16 protein-coding genes are annotated in these 16212 nt (G+C 65.7%); 6 read left to right on the top strand and 10 right to left on the bottom strand.

Annotation, left to right across the window (positions count from 1 at the left end; genetic code table 11):
- The gene (locus tag NR101_RS01710) at positions 1-696 is read right to left on the bottom strand and encodes a response regulator transcription factor (protein WP_256774435.1); all 696 of its coding nucleotides are present in this window, start codon (positions 694-696) and stop codon (positions 1-3) included.
- 343 nt (positions 697-1039) lie between these two features.
- Between NR101_RS01710 and NR101_RS01705 the strand changes: the two genes are divergently transcribed.
- A complete protein-coding gene (locus tag NR101_RS01705; RefSeq protein ID WP_256774434.1) occupies positions 1040-1285 on the top strand; it encodes a hypothetical protein in 246 nt (81 codons plus the stop codon).
- 79 nt (positions 1286-1364) lie between these two features.
- On the opposite strand, the gene NR101_RS01700 is transcribed toward NR101_RS01705, so the two are convergent.
- From NR101_RS01700 to NR101_RS01690, 3 genes are all read right to left on the bottom strand, one after another.
- Positions 1365-2795: a PepSY domain-containing protein gene (locus NR101_RS01700; protein ID WP_256774433.1), complete on the bottom strand. Its 1431-nt coding sequence runs from the start codon at positions 2793-2795 to the stop codon at positions 1365-1367.
- Position 2796: 1 nt separating this feature from the next.
- Positions 2797-4836, bottom strand: coding sequence for a TonB-dependent receptor (locus NR101_RS01695; RefSeq protein WP_256777689.1), 2040 nt, complete (start codon positions 4834-4836; stop codon positions 2797-2799).
- 187 nt (positions 4837-5023) lie between these two features.
- A complete protein-coding gene (locus NR101_RS01690) occupies positions 5024-5467 on the bottom strand; it encodes a hypothetical protein (protein WP_256774580.1) in 444 nt (147 codons plus the stop codon).
- A gap of 225 nt (positions 5468-5692) precedes the next feature.
- On the opposite strand from NR101_RS01690, the gene NR101_RS01685 reads away from it, so the two are divergent.
- Positions 5693-6745: a diguanylate cyclase gene (locus NR101_RS01685; protein ID WP_345779472.1), complete on the top strand. Its 1053-nt coding sequence runs from the start codon at positions 5693-5695 to the stop codon at positions 6743-6745.
- A gap of 79 nt (positions 6746-6824) precedes the next feature.
- Here the strand turns inward: NR101_RS01685 and NR101_RS01680 are convergent, their stop codons facing one another.
- Entirely contained in the window at positions 6825-6995 is a 171-nt protein-coding gene (locus NR101_RS01680; protein WP_256774579.1) for a CsbD family protein, read from the bottom strand.
- A 223-nt stretch (positions 6996-7218) separates the two neighbouring features.
- Here NR101_RS01680 and NR101_RS01675 point away from each other — a divergent pair, with 223 nt between their 5' ends.
- Positions 7219-7509, top strand: coding sequence for a hypothetical protein (locus NR101_RS01675; protein ID WP_256774431.1), 291 nt, complete (start codon positions 7219-7221; stop codon positions 7507-7509).
- Positions 7510-7566: 57 nt separating this feature from the next.
- Here NR101_RS01675 and NR101_RS01670 read toward each other — a convergent pair whose 3' ends face one another.
- From NR101_RS01670 to NR101_RS01660, 3 genes are all read right to left on the bottom strand, one after another.
- Positions 7567-8043, bottom strand: a complete 477-nt coding sequence (locus tag NR101_RS01670) for a hypothetical protein (protein WP_256774430.1) — start codon at positions 8041-8043, stop codon at positions 7567-7569.
- Positions 8044-8131: 88 nt separating this feature from the next.
- Positions 8132-10318, bottom strand: a complete 2187-nt coding sequence (locus NR101_RS01665) for a methyl-accepting chemotaxis protein (RefSeq protein WP_256774429.1) — start codon at positions 10316-10318, stop codon at positions 8132-8134.
- Between the two features lie 117 nt (positions 10319-10435).
- The gene (locus NR101_RS01660) at positions 10436-12208 is read right to left on the bottom strand and encodes a sensor domain-containing phosphodiesterase (protein ID WP_256777688.1); all 1773 of its coding nucleotides are present in this window, start codon (positions 12206-12208) and stop codon (positions 10436-10438) included.
- Between the two features lie 299 nt (positions 12209-12507).
- Here NR101_RS01660 and NR101_RS01655 point away from each other — a divergent pair, with 299 nt between their 5' ends.
- Positions 12508-12978 carry a hypothetical protein gene (locus tag NR101_RS01655; RefSeq protein ID WP_256774427.1) on the top strand — a complete coding sequence of 157 codons (471 nt, stop codon included), beginning with the start codon at positions 12508-12510 and terminating at the stop codon, positions 12976-12978.
- Positions 12979-12999: 21 nt separating this feature from the next.
- On the opposite strand, the gene NR101_RS01650 is transcribed toward NR101_RS01655, so the two are convergent.
- Complete coding sequence (locus NR101_RS01650; RefSeq protein WP_256774426.1) at positions 13000-13356, bottom strand: VOC family protein; 357 nt, start codon at positions 13354-13356, stop codon at positions 13000-13002.
- Positions 13357-13498: 142 nt separating this feature from the next.
- Here NR101_RS01650 and NR101_RS01645 point away from each other — a divergent pair, with 142 nt between their 5' ends.
- Positions 13499-14512, top strand: a complete 1014-nt coding sequence (locus NR101_RS01645) for an HWE histidine kinase domain-containing protein (RefSeq protein ID WP_256774425.1) — start codon at positions 13499-13501, stop codon at positions 14510-14512.
- Positions 14509-14883 (top strand): response regulator, encoded by a 375-nt coding sequence (locus NR101_RS01640; protein WP_256774424.1) that lies wholly within the window; start codon positions 14509-14511, stop codon positions 14881-14883. The genes NR101_RS01645 and NR101_RS01640 overlap by 4 nt, the downstream gene beginning before the upstream one ends.
- A 33-nt stretch (positions 14884-14916) precedes the next feature.
- On the opposite strand, the gene cml is transcribed toward NR101_RS01640, so the two are convergent.
- On the bottom strand, positions 14917-16113 hold the full coding sequence (cml, locus tag NR101_RS01635) for a CmlA/FloR family chloramphenicol efflux MFS transporter (protein WP_256774423.1): 1197 nt from the start codon (positions 16111-16113) through the stop codon (positions 14917-14919).
- Positions 16114-16212: the final 99 nt, after the last annotated feature.

Here is a 16212-nt window from a genome sequence, read left to right as displayed (position 1 = left end):
TCACTGCCCGGTCGCCTCCGCAGGGCGCTGCATGCGCCATCCCACGCCATGCACTGTCTCGATCAGTGGCGATGCGAAGTTCTTGTCGGTGTGCTGGCGCAGCTCGTGGATGTGCGTGCGCAAGGCGCCGCTTTCTGGCGGATGGTCGCCCCACAGCAGGTACTCCATCTCCTGCTTCCTGACCACGGCAGGCGCGGCGCGCACCAGACACAGCAGCAGCTTGTGTGTACTGGGGGTCAGATTGATGGCCTGGCCTTGCCGCCACGCCTGTGGCGCACGGGTATCCACCTTGAGATCTTCCCAGGCCAGGGTGCCTTGCACGTGTCTGCCCTGGGCGCGGCGCACCAGGGCCCGGATGCGGGCATCCAGCTCCCTGAGCGAAAAGGGCTTGACCAGATAATCGTCCGCGCCCAGCGCCAGGCCCTGCACGCGGTCATCGACCGGGTCGCGCGCGGTCAACATCAGGATGGGCACCGGATTCTGGAACTCTTCGCGGAGCTTGTGGCACAGCGTCATCCCGTCCAGCCGCGGCAGCATCAGATCCAGCAGGATGGCGTCGTAATCGTTCTGCGTGGCCAGCCGCAGCCCGGTGGCGCCATCCCGTGCATCGTCCAGCACATAGCCCAGCGGCTCGAAGAAGGCGTACAGGTTTGCGACCAACTCGGGGTTGTCTTCAATGATGAGCAGGCGGGTCATGGATCGTTGGCATCATGGAGCGTGTGAGGGACTTTGAAGGATTGCTGCGCCATTGCCAAGGCGCAGCGGGCGGACGCGCCACGCAGGCGTTGTTCTTTGCGGAGAGACGGTCGCGCCCTTCCGACGCATCGGGCCGATCTTGACACGCTGCGAACCCCGGCTTCACTCTCCTTGCAGGATCGCATCGGGATCATGCCTATCCATCCTTCAAATCGCAGTCGGTTGGCCACCCGCAGGGCAGGCGGTGGCATGCGCCATGAAGGCTTCCCCCATGTTCATCCTCGTTGGCGCGCTTCTGATCACGGTCATATCAGTGACGAGGATGTCTAGTACGGAGTTTCCGATGACCGGCAAGTTTCTGATCCTGGGTGTTCGCGCCGAAATGGCCGACGCGCACACGATAAAAATGCTGCAACAACTGGATGTCCAGTGCCAATCGTGCATGCAGGAATGCAGGTTGTCCGAGGGGGAAGGGTTGGTGGACGTGCAGGGTGCGGGTCTGCTCAGCTGTCCCCACTGTGGCGAACACCAGGCCGTCAGCCGCGCGCGGTTCGAGCAGTTTCTGCAGGTGCAGGCGCTGAAGACCTGACGGATGTATCAGCGCCAGGCAGGACTGCTCTCGCGAAGGATGCTTGGCTGTCTTCCGGACAAGCGGTTGGGCGGTCATTTCAATCGCGTACCGGGCGCGCAGCGCGCCAGCCGCCGCTCACGATGAAGTCGAGCACGCCCACCACCAGCAGCGAGGCACCCACCAACGGGAACACCACCCCGCCAATGCACAGCAGCGTGAACACGATGGCCACCGTTCGCCGTTGCTTCGGCAGCGCAGGCACGCCCATCCCGCCGACCGGCCGCCGCTTCCACCACATCACCGCGCCGCTGATGCACAGCATGAGGATCGCGGCGCAGGCGGCGACCAGCAACAGGCGATTGAACGTGCCGTATTCCTGGCCCAGGTGCACATTGATGCCCCATTCCAGCCCACGACCCAGCGCGCCGTAATCGGCGTAGCCCATGTCCAGCAGCACCCGGCCGCTGTATTGGTCCAGGTGCGCCACGCGCTGGCCTGCCACGTCCTCGGGGTAGACCGAGGCGGTGTACACGCCCATCGGACCGCGCGGCAGCGCCACGCTGTAACCGGGTGCCAGGCCGAGGCCGTTGATGCGTTGCAGCGCGGCGTCGATGCCGATGCTGCCAGGTTGGGCGGCGAGATCGCCCAGTGCACCACTGCCGTGCCCCTCGTGCCCGGCATGGCTATCGGCAGGCGCGTGTTCGGCGTGGCGCAGGGATGACACCGGCACTTGCGCCTGCTGCATCGACCAGGTGGGCGTGGTGGTGTCGGTCAGCCGCTGGTGCGACATCGGCACCTGCACGCGGACGCCAGCCGGATAGCCGTAGTCCTGCCCGTTCGCCCACGCGTTGACCTGCTTGCCCCACACCACCGACCAGGGCATGCCGGTGACCGCCAGGAACAGCAGCGCCAGCCCCACCCAGACACCGGTCACCGCATGCAGGTCGCGCCAGAACAAACGCTGGCCCGGCCGGCCACGCACCGTGGTGACGCCACCGTTGCGCCCGCGCGGCCACCACAGGTAGACACCGGTCAACACCAGCAGGATGGCCCAGCCGGCAGCGATCTCGATCAGCGCACGGGCGTAGTCACCGAGCAGGTCCAGGCTGTGCAGCCGGCGGACGACACCGGAGAACGTGCCTTTTTCCGGCAGCTGCCCGAGGACGCGCGCCGAGGTCGGGTCGACGTAGTAGATCTCGCGCCGACCGTCGGCCTCCAGCACACCGATTTCCACGCTGCCATCGCTGCGCTCCGGGGTGGTGTAGCGGAACACCTCGCCAGGCGTGAGGGCGGTGACGGCGGCGATCTGGGCGCTGGGGAGTGTGCGAGCGTGCTGCGGGTTCTCCACGACCTTGAGGGCATGGTGGACCCACCGATCAATGGGCTTCTGGTACAGGTAGACCGCGCCGGTCAGTGCCAGCCAGGCAATGAAAGGCAGTACGAACAGACCGGCATAGAAGTGCCACCGCCACACCGCGCGGTAGAAGCGCCAGCGTTCGGTGGACGGCGGCGGGATGGCGGTATCCATATCAGAGCTCCCGGGTCCAGCTGAGGTAGAGGGCGCGGCCATCGCCGGGCGAGTAGCCGGATGCGCCGCTGTCATACCAGGCGTAGACGTAGAGGCGGTCCGTCGCGTTTTTCAGCTGCAGGGCCAGGCTGTTGCGCGGGTCCAGGCGGTAGGTGGCGCTCAGATTCAACAGCGCATAGCCACCGTAACGGCCCAGCGTGTTGGTGCGTTCCACGAAGTAGTCACCCTGGCCGTTGCTCCAGGCGCTGAAGGTCCAATCGGGGGTGGGCGTGTACTCCACGCCAGCGTTGGCCAGCCAGTTCGGCACGTTCTCGACCTGTCGCCCACGGGTCTGCGGTGCGCTGGGGTCGGGCGCCTTGATCACCGCCTTCTGCCGGGAATACGACGCCCACGCACGCCAGCGCGCGCTGGCCTGCCAGGTGAGCTGCGCGTCCCAGCCGCGGCGCAGGGTTTCCCCGACATTGCCCACTTCGTTGCTGCCCACGCTGCCGTTGACGCCGAGGATGGTGGCCACTTCGTTGGAGGCGCGTTGTTCCCAGTAGGCGATGCGGGCCTGCAGCCCTTGCACGGGTGCCCACTTGAGGCCGGTCTCCCAGCCTTCGTTGATCGACGGCGACAGATTGCCGGGCTGCGTGCGGTAGGCGCCGTTGCCGCTGCCGATCTGGAACGTGCGGCCCCAGTTGGCGTAGGCGACGGTGCGGCTGCCCAGGTCATAGGACACGCTCAGCTTGGGCTGCCTGATCAGGCCGTAGTCGTACACCGGTGCACGCGTGCCGGCGGCGACGTTGTGGAAATCGCCGTAGATGCGGTCCACGCGGTAGGCCGGCACGATTTTCAGCGCGTCGAAGGGGCGGATCACGGCCTGGATATACGCACCGCGGGTGTCGAGATCGAACGTCCAGTCGCGCAGTGTGGCCTGACGTTCGCGCGCGACGGCGCGGTAGCGGCGGGCGGTGTTGTCCTGCCATTGCCCATCCACGCCGGCATCGAGCACCAACTCGGCCAGAGTGGTGGTGGGGCGCCAGGTGGTGTTGAGGATCAGCCCACGGTGGGTTTCGTCATTGAAGCGCTCCTGCTGCGCGCCGCCTGCGGTGAAGGTCACCCAGCGCTGGTTGCGGTAGTCGTTCTGGTAGGCCTTGGCGTTCCAATGCCAGTCGCTGGCGAGGGCGCCATCGAGGTGCAGCGCGGTCTGCACGGTTTGCCGCTCACTGCGGTCGTCGCGGGCGTAATCGGGCGACTGCCCGGGATCGGCCTGCACTTGCGGGTAGCTGAGATAGCCAGCTTCCAGCGCGGCGTTCTTGTAGTAACGACTGGTCAGGCCGGCGCGCCAGCGGCCATCGGGATCGGTGTAGAACCACTTGCCGGCAAAGCTGCGCTGGGTGCCCTCGGCATGGTCGCGCTCACCGTCGGTGCCACGCCAGCCGATGAAATAGTTCTGCGACCAGGCACCGTTCTCGACGCCCTTGGCCAGTTGCACGTCCTGTGTGCCGAAGCTGCCGACGGTGACGCTGAGCTGGCCGTCGTTGCCGCCCTGACGGGTGAGCACGTTTACATCACCGGCGATGGCATGCAGGCCGTAGCGCGCGTCGTTGGTGCCGCGCACGATCTCCATCGCGCTGATGTCCAGCGGAAACACCGCATCCAGGTAGGGCATGCCGCCGGCGTTGTCGTTGCTTGGGACGCCGTCGATGAGCAGTTTGACCGCGTTGATGCGGCCTTCGCCGTTGAAACCACGGAAGGAGAAGCGGCCGGCATCGGTGCCCATCTTGAACTGGGTGACCTGCACGCCGGGGGCGTTCATCAGCAGCTCCCAGCTGTGATCCACCTTCTGCTGCTGCAGCAGGTCGCCACCGAGGATGTCCACGGAGGTGAATACCGACCGTGCCGACAGGTCGCGCTCGGCGCTGGCGCGGGCCTGCACGGTGCCCAGATTGAGCACGGTGCCCTCCTGGGCGGACGCCAGCGACGGGGCCAAGGCAGCGCTGGCGAGCGCAATCAGAATGGCCCTGGAAAGCGGGCGGGAAGCGGGAAGTCTGTTCATGGTCCACAAGATCGAGTTGCCGCGACCACCGCGTGGTCGAGACAGGCAAAAGAGCCGGCGGGTCAGCCGGACAGCGGAGGGGAAGGGCAGTATCCAGCGCGCGCGCATTCGGCCCGGCAGAGTTGCCGGGTGAGTGGGGCGGGTACGGACGGCCGGGCGCGATGCGCGCCTCAGGACGCAGGCTGGATCAGCAGGCGAGGGCGGGCGGCGGACCGCGGGCGCCGAGTGTGCCTGGCGGGGGCAATTGACGGGCAACGACCTGCCTCGCCAAAGCCGGGAAGACCGCGGGCCAGAGCGCAATGAGCAGAAGCAGGGCGACCAGCAGGCTGACCATCCGTGCGGCGATCAGGCAGTAGTCGCAGTCCACGCCCATGGCATGCTCGGCGTGGGGATCTGGAGACTTGGCCGGCGTGACGGCTGGCGATGCCGCCTGGCCATGCGCGCGCGGGGTCGCCATCGCCATCGCGTGATCCGTGCCATGCGCCGTATCGTGATGCATGGGGTGTGCGCCCACGGGGTCGGGGTCGAGCGCGGGGTGGTGTGCGCCATGGGCGTTCGGCGCCTGGGAAGCGTTTACCCCCGGGTGCGCCAACGCCCGGCTGACCAGCGGCGCGACCACCACCAGGAGCATGGCCAGGCAGGCCCAGGCATGAAGCCAGCGGTGGAGGGCAGGAGAGCGCACGGGGTTGATTCTAAGGGAGGCAGCGGCCGTGGCCGTGTGGAAGGCCCGCGCGCAGCCTGCGACCCGATGTCGCACCGTCCCGTGCCCATATTGACCCGTTGTTTACGCCACAGTGCCAGACTGCTCCTGATTCCGGTGTGCGGATCGGGCTTTGGCGGAAGTCGAGGGGGAAGTGTGCCGTTCTTGACGGATTCTGCGGAATTGGCGGTGGAAGGAATCGGCGCGGCCCGCCGCATTGGCTGGATGCGGTTTGTCGGCAACGGCCTTGCCGCCCTGCCGATTGCCTCGATCATCCTCGAGCGCAACGACGGTGTGGTGGCGTGGGTGCTGCTGCTGGTCAACGCGTTGCTATGGCCGGCCATTGCGCTGGCCTTGATTCACCGCGCCCAGAAACCGGCAGCGGCGCAGTTCCGCTGCATGGTCATCGACTCGTTGCTGGGCGGTGCATGGATTGCCTTCATGGCGCTCAGCATCGTGCCCAGTGCGTTGTTCGCAGCGCTGCTGGTGGCCGACAAGATCGCCGCAGGTGGGGTGAAGCTGGCGGCGCGGGCGACCCTGGCCCTGGTGGTGGGATTCGGCGTGGCCTGGCTGGCCCTTGGGTTGCCCGTTCAGCCGATGACCTCACAGCGCACGATTGCCCTCAGCCTGCCCTTCCTGTTCGTGTATGGCATCGGACTGAGTCTGCTCAGCTGGCAGCTGGCGCGCCGGGTGAAATCACAGAACCGTCAGTTGCAGCGCCTGAGCCGGATGGACCCGCTGGTGGACCTGGCCAACCGGGGCTTTCTGATCCAACGTGCCCAGCAGACGCTGGAGAGGTCGCACCGTCATGGCGGCGTTGCCTGCTTGTTGATGCTGGATGTGGACGACTTCAAGCGGATCAACGACGGGCACGGTCACCGGGCGGGTGACGAGGTGCTGCGCCACATTGCGGCGACGTTGAGGGACTTCATGCGGCCCGGCGATACGCCGGCGCGGCTGGGTGGGGATGAGTTTGCGGTGTTGCTGATGGAGTGCACGTCTGCCGAGGCCATGCAGGTGGCTGAACGGATCAAGGAACGATTGCAGGGCAACCTGCCCGCTGAAGCGCGTTCGATCCAGATCAGCGTGAGCATGGGCATTGCCGCAGCGCCGGGCGACGGCGCTGCCGAGGATTGGCTGGCGATGGCCGATCGGGCGCTTTATGTCGCCAAGCGACATGGCAAGAACACGGCAAGCTTCGCGGAGTGAGCGTCGTGCGTGGCGTCCATCCGTACGCAATTCCAACGCTGCTGCTCCCTCACCGAAGTGCGGGAGCAGCGCGCCGAATTCAGCGGCGGGCGTCGTCTTTTGCCTTGCCCACTTCGCTCTGCACCTTGCCTACGGTTTTCTGGGCCTTGCCTTCAAGCTCCTGGGCCTTGTCGCCGGTGACCTTGCCAGCCACTTCCTTCACGGTGCCCTTGACCTGGTTCTTGACACCTTCAGTACGGTTCTTGTCCATCTCAAATGCCTCGCGGTTCCGCCCGTCGGTGGGCCTGAGCATGCTGCTTTCCTGGAAGTGTCGCGGGAGTGAAATATGACGAAAGTCAGGCGACGCGATTCCGAATCATTCAGGGTTGAATGCGATGCGTAACGGCCCCTTCGCGCGGCAGGCATCGCATCTGCACCTGGGCTCCACACCGCGCTATCTACAGTCGCCTGCATTCCCTCGATGGCGCGCCCGCGTGAACCTGCAGACCTCCTCTCCCCATCCGCTGCCCCGGCGCGCGCTGCCCGATAGCTGCCACTTCGATCTGCTGGAGGTGAGCGCGTTGCAGGACCCCTGCAGTGGCCGCATCGTGCACCTGTATTCCATGGTGGCGCGCTGCCTGTCGTGCGAGGTCATCTTCAAGGCGCAGGAGGGGCAGGGCTTTGTCAGTACCTCGGTGGCGCGCGTGCTGCGCTGTCCGACCGGGTGCGGTGAGCAATCGCTCAGGGGGGCCGCGCTGCGTCGCTGGAGCCCGCAGGCGGCCTGACAAACAAAAAGAGCCCCGGGGAATTCCGGGGCTCTTTTGTTGTGTACTACCGGTCTTTCACGCAGGCAAGCCCCACTTTTCGTCATCGGCGGGTTTCTGCTTGTAGATGACGCCCGCAAAATCCACGTGAAGTTCGGTCCAGCCACCAGCATCGCGTGTGGCCAGGAGTTCAAAGTGCCTGGGCTTGCGGGCGGGTTCGCCTGAGACCTTCCAACCGGCTTTCTTCACAGCGGCCAGCACCGCACGCGGATCGGCCGGTGCATCGGAGGGGTGGTGCTTGGGGCCGTGATGCGGCTTTTTGTGTTCCACCTCTACGAAGGCGCCCCCCTTCCTGGCGATGCGTGCGACTTTGATTTCCGACGGGCGTTGTTCGCCCTCAAGCCGTACGGCAAGGCCCTGCTTGAGCGGGAACGCGTCTGCGCCTTTCGGCCCCAGATCCGCGAGATAGGTTTGATCGTCGCTGACCAGGGTGAATCGATGCGCGAAGACGTGCTCGATGACGCCAGCAACGGCGATTTTTTCATGGTGCGGCATGCATTTCTCCTGAGAGCGCCCAACCGCGGGCGCTCTCAGTCAATGCGGGCCATTGCACCGGTTTCAAGCAATGGCCCGACACTGCTGCTTAGCCGTTCATCATCGAAGGCAGGGTGGCAAGGCGGGGAGCAGCGACGGCGCGCGCGTGCAGGGGGCGCTCGCGGCGCACCGCCACCGGGTCAATCGTGAAGGCCGCGACGGCGTGCCGCAGCCCGGATGCCTGGACGTCGAGCTCGGCGGCGGCTGCGGCGGCCTCTTCAACCAGGGCGGCGTTCTGTTGTGTGGTCTCATCCATGCGACCGACCACCGCGTTGACCTGTTCGATGCTGGAGGATTGCTCGCGGGAGGCGGCAGCGATCTCCTGCATGATGTCCGTCACCCGCTGCACGCTCGAAACCACCTCCTGCATCGTGGCGCCGGCGGCGCGGACCTGCGTGGATCCCTCGGCGACCCTGGCGGCGGAGTCGTCGATGAGTTCCTTGATCTCCCTGGCCGAGCTGGCCGCGCGTTGCGCCAGGCTGCGCACCTCGGCGGCGACCACGGCAAAACCGCGGCCCTGGTCACCGGCGCGTGCGGCTTCCACCGCGGCATTCAGCGCGAGGATGTTGGTCTGGAAGGCAATGCCGTCGATCACGGTGGTGATGTCGGCGATGCGGCGGGAGGCGGTTTCGATGCCGTCCATGGTGCTGACCACCTCGTCCACGATCTCCCCACCGCGCCCGGCGACAGCGGCGGCGTCGATGGCCAGGCGATTGGCCTGGTCGGCCGAGGCGGCATTCTGCCGGACCGTGGAGGTCAGCTCCTCCATCGACGCGGCGGTTTCCTCCAGGCTGGCAGCCTGCTGTTCGGTACGCCTGGAGAGGTCCTGGTTGCCGTTGGACAACTCCGTGGCCGCGCCGGTAATGGACTCGGACGAGAGGTGGATGCGGCGGACGATATCGGCCAGGTTGGTGGCAGTCTTGTTGGCATCGGCGCCCATGGTGGCAAAGACGCCGCGGAAGTCGCCCTCCATGCGCGCGGCCAGGTTGCCCGATGCAACGTCATTGAGGAAGGTGGACAGTGCTGCGAGGTTCTGCTCGGCGGTGCCCATCAGGCCATTGAGGTTTTCCACCATGGCGCGGAAATCGTACTGATACGCCTGCGGCTCGCCGCGCGCGGAGAAGTTGCCCTCGGAGGCGGCCTGGGTGAGCTCGCGGATGTCACGGTTGATCGAGGACAGGTTGGCCTTCACCCGGTCCATGGTCTCGGTGATGATGGCCTTCTCGCCGGGCAGCCGTTGCATGTCCTCGGACAGGTCGCCCACCGCGTAGCGGCCGATCAGGTGGACCAACTGCATTTTGATGGCGATATGCGCCGCCACGATGTCATTGGTATCGCGCACCATGATGCCGAATTCACCCGGGTAGGCGGCCGCATCCATGCGGTAGCTGATCTGGCCACGCTCGTGCCGGGCCGTCATCTCGCCTAGCTCGGCAATGACGCGCCGGATGCGTTGGCGCATCTGCTCCATGGCCTCCAGCAGCTGGCCAGCCTCGTCGCCCCGATGTGCCACCAGAGCTGTATCCAGCTTGCCCTGGCTGACGTCGCGGGCGGCCTGCAGGGCAGTGCGCAGGGGGCCGACGACGCTGCGCGTAAGCGCGATGGCGATGACTGTTCCCAGCGCCAGTGCCAGCAGCGTTGCGCCGATCATGAGCATGGCAAAGCCGCGCGCGGTGGCCGTCAGCTGCTCGGCGGTGGCGGCGCTCTTGGCCTCCTGCCAGTCGATGAAGGCGTTGATCGAGGCCAGCCATGCCACGAAGGCCGGCTTGGCCTGGGTGAGCATCAGCGCTGTTGCCGCCTGGACATCGCCGGCCTCGCGTTGCTTGCTGACCTCGGCCAGCAAAGGGAGGGTGGCGGCCTCATTGGCGCCGATGGCCTTCAACATGCCGATCTCTTTGCTGTCCGTGCTCGCCGCGATCATCTCCGACAGGGGTTTGGCGGCCACCGCGTAGTCGCCGGCGAGTTTCTCGATCTGTTGCGTGGCCTCGGCCCGGGCCTGCGGGTCATCGGACAGGACCACGTCGCGCAGCGCGATCGCGCGGTCATGCACACTGCCCCTGAAGTTGATGGCCAGGCGCTGCTTGACCGCGTTGACGTCATTGATCGTGTGCAGGTCGTTCTCGATGAGGTGGACCCGATGGATGCCCACCAGAGTCAGGACGACCATCAGTCCTATGAGAGCGGAGAAGCCAACGCTCATGCGCTGGCCGACACGTAGATTCCTGACAAAGTGCATGGTGTGGATAGCCCGGTGGGATGCAGAGGGGAGGCGACGAGCCGGAGCTCAAGTTGCGCGGTGGAGAACCGATATCGGCGGCGCACCGCTTCGCTTCAAAGAGGTGCGGCGAAGCATTTAGGTGGCGATGCAATTTGTGACGCGAGGGTGATGAAGTTCATCCCAGGTAACTTGCAGCGACTGACCGACACGCGCGAACAACGCTGCAATCGTTGACGCGGGCGAAGGCGTGGCCAGCAGGTAACCCTGGACTTGATCCAGGCCGATATCGGCCAGCACGTCGAGCTGGTCCTGGTGTTCCACGCCCTCGGCCACGGTGAGGTAGCCAAGCTCGTGGGCCAGATGGTGGATCGCCGAGACCTTGGCTCTTGCGCGTGGGTCCGTGCCGATGCCGTCGATCAGCGACTTGTCCAGTTTGAGGGTGCGGATGGGCAGGTCGGACAGGTAGCTGAAGTTGCTGTAGCCACTGCCGAAGTCATCGATGGCGATCCGGATGCCCGCCTGCGCCATGGCGCAGATCTGCGCGATGGCGGTGGAGTCAGGGCCGAGCCACTCGCCCTCGGTGATCTCGAATTCAACCATCGAAAACGGGATGGCGCGCCGCGACAGCTTCGCGCTGATGACCTCCCAGGCGGTGGTGCTGGTGAGATAGCTGCTGGGCAGGTTGATGGACAGGGGAACGTCCACGCCCTGTGCCCGCCACGCCAGCAGCTGGTCCAGGGCCGCATCCAGCACCCAGTCGGTGACCAGTGCCATCAGCGCGGTCTGTTCGAAGACCGGGATGAACTCGAGCGGGCTGATGGGACCGAGGACCGGGTGGGTCCATCGGATCAGCGCTTCGGCAGAGACAGGGTTTCGCGTGGCGGCGTCGAATCGTGGCTGATACGCCAAGTGGAACTCGCCGTTGGCGATGCCGTGCTCGGCATCCGAGGCCAGGCGGTACGCGCGGTGCACGCTTTGGTCCCGCACTGCCGAGTACCAGCACAACGTTTGACCCGCGTCGAACGCATCGTGCAGGCCCACCAGGAGTCTACGAAGCAGTTCGTGACTGCCTTCGTCGCCTTCGACAGCGCAGACCCCTGCGTGGAACCGCGGCGACATGGGGACGGCGGCGGCCATCAGCGGACGCAGCATCCGGCCCTTCAATTCCATGACCAGGCTTTCCACCTGGCATGGGGTGGGCATGTCCACCAGGAAGGCGAAGCGCGTGACCCCCACGTGGTAGACCGTAGCGATGCCGCCCAATGCGGTGCGCAGGCGAACGCCGGCGCGCCGGATCAGCGCTTCCAGCGGTTGCAGCCCAAGTACCTGGCCCACTTGGCTGGCGCGGGGGATGTCGAGCACGTCGATGGCCACGGCGTAGCGCCTGCCGGTGGCGCTGCGGGCGACAATGCCGGGGAAATCGGCGTGGAGCTGGTGGCGGCTGGGGAGGCCACTGACCGGATCGAGCCGGCCGGACAGGTTGCGCAGCTCCAGCTGCCCCATCACCAGCTGAGCCAGGCTCGACAGCTGCTCGCGGTCGCTGTCCAGGAACTCGCGGGGCATGCTGTCCATGATGCAGAGGGCGCCGATGGCCACCCCGTTCCTGGCGACCAGCGGGGCACCTGCATAGAAGCGCAGGTGCGGAGCGCTGGCGACCAGGGGGTTGTCCTGGAAGCGCGGGTTGGCCGCCAGGTCGGTGACCACGAACACCCCGTTGGCGGTGATGGCGTGGGCACAGATGGAGGCGCGGAGGCACGTCGCCGCCACCGGCAGCCCGATCCGGGAGACAAAGCGCTGTTCCACATCGCCCAGGATCGAGACAAAGGCAACCGGGACATCGAAGGCGTAGCTGGCAAGACGGGTGATGTGGTCCAGCGAGGGGAGCGCGGCAACATCGGCGATCTGCATGGACCCAAGAACGGCCTTTCTTTCATCTTCCTGGGTGACTGGGGGACTCATTGCGCGTCGGTCGTGGGGTGGGGTCTGGCTATCTACGTGCGGGAGGCCCATTTGGATTCATGCTTCGGCGCAGGCAAATGAATAATTCAATGACACATTCAACCTGCGTTTCATCGGCGCGCGATGACTGTCGGAATGTTGACGGGATGCGTCAGAATGTTGACCGGCCGGGGCGCAATCTGACGTCCTGCGGCCAAACCGGTGCCTGATACGCATGGCCCGGCAAAAACCCCAAGGAGTGTGTGCGCGTGAGGAAGCTCGACAGGATCTACCACGATGGGCAGGCCTGGAATTTTTCCAGGTATTTTGACTACATCGATACAGTGGCGAGTGGGATGCCCGCGTCGCTGCGAGCTTTCGCCAGCGACATCGATAGCTACACTCTTGGCGGAAACAAGACGCTACACGATGCAAGGATCCTGTCTCTCCTTGTGTCCAAGCAGTACAAGGCCAGATTCTCCAATGGAGAGACGCTGATCGCGCTGAGCCTTATTGATCAGATGTTCGAGGGCACGACAACGCTACGCTATGGTGGCGTATCCAGTTTCCAGCTGTGCGAGCCCGCCCTGGAAGACAATGGGCATGCCGATCTTCTTCTGCACGAGTTCTCGATTGTCCGCCCCGGCGTTTACCGGCACCACATCATTCTGGACCACGATGGCGAACTGCAGATTGAGTTCGCGCACTTTTCCCATGAATGGACGCCGCTGCCCACTTAGTGCAGCGGCGTGCCGGGTGACTTACTTGCCCTGCGTAGCAAACCGCAGCCGGTTATGGTCCGGGTCCACCACCAGCATTTCCCGTCCGCCCCACGGCACATCCGCCGGCGCGCGGAACACCCCCGCGCCGGCGGCCACGAACGCGCGATGCAGTGCGTCCACGTCGGGCACGTGGAAGTAGACCGCGCCACCGGGCTCGCAATCGCCGGCATGTTCGGTCAGAAACAGCAGTTGGCCCTCGCGGCTGATCTGCACGAACAGTGGCATGCCCGGTTCGAAACGGTGCTCCCAGTCAATGGCAAAGCCCATGCGCTGGTAGAACGGCACGCTGACCGTGGCATCGGTCATGCGCAGTTGGGGGATGACGGTCTGTTGCATTGGGGCCTCCGGTGCCGGTGTGACGGGCCAGATTCTAGCGCCGTCGCGTCGGGGTTGACGGGGCGGCGGCGCGGCATCCACTCATGATCCGGCGTTCACGTTGCCCGAACTATCGTCTGCCTCTGCCCCAGGATCTACCGACGTGCCAGCCCGACAGGAACAAGACGCCGCCCGATGGCGCATCTACGAGGCCCTGCTGCAGGCCACCCCGGACCTTCTTTACGTGTTCGATACCCAGCACCGTTTCATCTACGCCAACGACGCCCTGCTGACGATGTGGGGCATGCGTTGGGAAGATGCCACGGGCAGAACCTGCCTTGAGCTGGGGTATGAGCCGTGGCACGCGGCGATGCACGACGAGGAAATAGACCGGGTGGTCGCCACTGGCCAGCCCATCCGGGGCGAAGTGCCGTTCCCGCACCAGACCAAGGGCACGCGCATCTACGAATACATCTTCACCCCCGTATTCGGGCTGGATGGAAAGGTGGAAGCCATTGCCGGCAGCACCCGCGATGTTACCGAGCGCAAGGAACATGAGCAGCACCTGGAACTGCTGATCAACGAGCTCAACCACCGGGTGAAGAATTCGCTGGTGATGGTGCAGTCGCTGACCCGCCAGTCGTTCAACAACGCCGTCAGCCTGGAGGACGCGCACGAGAAGATCGATTCGCGCCTGCTGGCACTGTCCACCGCGCATGACACCCTGACACGCGAGAACTGGCAAAGTGCCGACATCCTGGAGTTGGCGCGCGATGTCTCAGCGTTGTGCGAGCCCGATGCGAGCGGCCGCTTCGTGCTGGAAGGGCGGTCATGCCGGGTCGACCCGCGCCGCGCACTGGCGCTGTCGATGGCGCTGCACGAGTTGTGCACCAACGCGGTCAAATATGGCGCGCTCTCCTCGCCGCAGGGGAAGGTGCGCATCGCCTGGGTACGCAGCGTGGATGCCGATGGCGGGGATCTGCTTGAACTTGTGTGGCAGGAGAGTGGCGGACCGCCGGTGTCCCCGCCGGCGCGCAAGGGCTTCGGCTCCCGCCTGCTCGAGCGTGGATTGAAGCGCGATCTGGATGGCGACGTCGAACTGGCCTTCGACCCGGCCGGCGTGGCGTTCCGCGTGTCGATGCCGCTGCCGGCTACCGTGGCGGAGGTGACCCTGTGACCGCGCGCGTGCTTGTCGTCGAAGACGAATCGCTGGTGGCGATGGTGCTCGAGGACTGCCTGGAGGCGCTGGGCTACGAAGTGGCCGCGTCGGTGGCCAATGTGGATGCCGCTCTCGAGGTGGTGAGGGCCGGGGGTGTGGACCTGGCTGTGCTGGACGTCAATCTGGCGGGCAGCGCGTCCTACCCGGTGGCCGAGGCGCTGGATGCCCAGGGCGTGCCGTATATCTTCATCACCGGCTACGGGCAGGCCGCGATCGCAGAGAAGTTCCGCCATCGTTACGGTCTGCAGAAGCCGTTCCGCATGCGCGATCTGCAGGGCGCCCTGGCGACGATGCAGCCGAACGCCGGACAGCAGCCTGAGGCGATGTAGGGTCGTGTCCATGTCTGCACAAGCCCACCGCGATCAGCGTGCGTCGCCCGCCTCGTCGCGCGTGCGGGCAAGCGCCAGCAATACCAGCACCGCCATCCCGGTCGAGTAGCCCACCAGCGGCCAGGCGGAGTCTCCGCCCAGCAGCACCGCGGCTGTGCCCGCGATGGCCACCACCACGCTTTGCACGCAGAAGTACAGCGCCACCGCGCTGCCTGCCATGTCATCGAATCCCTTCAATGCCCCGTTGGCGGTTACCGCAACGGTCATCACGATGCCCGTTGCCGACACCCACATCGGCGCGATGAAGGCGATGAACGAGGGCGAGCCGAACACTTGCCCCAGCACCAGCAGCAGTGCGCCGGCGAGCAGCAGCGTCATGCCCCTGGCCAGGCAACCGGGGTCACTCCAGCGCGCCCGCCATCGCCCGACGCATCGTGTCATCAGCATCATCACCAGGGCCACGCTTGAGAACGCCAGGCTGAAGGCGAACGGTGAATAGCCGGCCAGGTCAATGAGTACCCGCGGTGCGGTGGAAAAGAACACGAAGAATGTGCCCATCGCCGCACTGAAGCCAAGGGTGTACGTCCAGAAGCGCCGGGCGCGCAGCGGCCGGCGCAGGTGGCAGAGGGGCGCACCTGTGCCAGGCAGCCGCGTCTCCTTCCATCCTGCGGTCGCGTTGAGCACCGCTGCGGCCGCTGCCACACCCAGCACGAGGAAGATCGCGCGCCATCCCCATGCTGCAGCCAGCAGGGCGCCGAGGATGGGCCCAAGGGCAGGCACGAACGCCAGGATCGCGCTGAACAGCGCGTAGATCGTCGTTCCTTCCGGGCGCTCGGCGTAGACATCGCGCACGGTGGCGAAGGTGGCAACCAATGCCGCCGACGCGCCCAGTGCCTGGAAGACACGGAACATGAGGAACATGCCGGGGCCATTGGACGCGGCAAGACCGAACGAGGCAATGACGAACATCGTGCCGCCGGCAATCACTATCGGGCGCCGACCGATGCGGTCTGCCAGCGGGCCAAACAGCAGTTGACCTGCGCCGAGCAGGACCATGTACAGGCTGAGCGTGAGTTGCACGACGGCAGGGGTGGTGCCAAGGATGCCGGGCATCGCCGGAACGACGGGCAGGTAAATGTCCATCGCCAGCGAGGCGAGGAGGTCGAACGGAACCATCAGCAGCAGGGCTGCCTTGAGGGAGTGGGGCCAGTTTTGGTTTCGTATGGGCATGAGAAAACGTCCGCGCAGGGAAAAACACTGTCGGCGTATGCCTTTCACATCACATCGATGTAGCCCGGCAGAGCGCCGCAACAACAACAGGTTGTTGCG

This window comes from Stenotrophomonas sp. Ste86 (assembly GCF_024519465.1).
Lineage (GTDB): Bacteria > Pseudomonadota > Gammaproteobacteria > Xanthomonadales > Xanthomonadaceae > Stenotrophomonas.
This window is presented reverse-complemented; position numbering and strand designations above follow the sequence as displayed.

Bases quoted from the DNA above. Each gene is read 5' to 3' on its own strand.
- NR101_RS01710 (WP_256774435.1), bottom strand. From the start codon at position 696: ATGACCCGCCTGCTCATCATTGAAGACAACCCCGAGTTGGTCGCAAAC.
- NR101_RS01700 (WP_256774433.1), bottom strand. From the start codon at position 2,795: ATGGATACCGCCATCCCGCCGCCGTCCACCGAACGCTGGCGCTTCTAC.
- NR101_RS01660 (WP_256777688.1), bottom strand. From the start codon at position 12,208: ATGCAGATCGCCGATGTTGCCGCGCTCCCCTCGCTGGACCACATCACC.
- NR101_RS01650 (WP_256774426.1), bottom strand. From the start codon at position 13,356: ATGCAACAGACCGTCATCCCCCAACTGCGCATGACCGATGCCACGGTC.
- NR101_RS01690 (WP_256774580.1), bottom strand. From the start codon at position 5,467: ATGCTCCTGGTGGTGGTCGCGCCGCTGGTCAGCCGGGCGTTGGCGCAC.
- NR101_RS01670 (WP_256774430.1), bottom strand. From the start codon at position 8,043: ATGCCGCACCATGAAAAAATCGCCGTTGCTGGCGTCATCGAGCACGTC.
- NR101_RS01680 (WP_256774579.1), bottom strand. From the start codon at position 6,995: ATGGACAAGAACCGTACTGAAGGTGTCAAGAACCAGGTCAAGGGCACC.
- NR101_RS01705 (WP_256774434.1), top strand. From the start codon at position 1,040: ATGACCGGCAAGTTTCTGATCCTGGGTGTTCGCGCCGAAATGGCCGAC.
- cml (WP_256774423.1), bottom strand. From the start codon at position 16,113: ATGCCCATACGAAACCAAAACTGGCCCCACTCCCTCAAGGCAGCCCTG.
- NR101_RS01695 (WP_256777689.1), bottom strand. From the start codon at position 4,836: ATGAACAGACTTCCCGCTTCCCGCCCGCTTTCCAGGGCCATTCTGATT.
- NR101_RS01665 (WP_256774429.1), bottom strand. From the start codon at position 10,318: ATGCACTTTGTCAGGAATCTACGTGTCGGCCAGCGCATGAGCGTTGGC.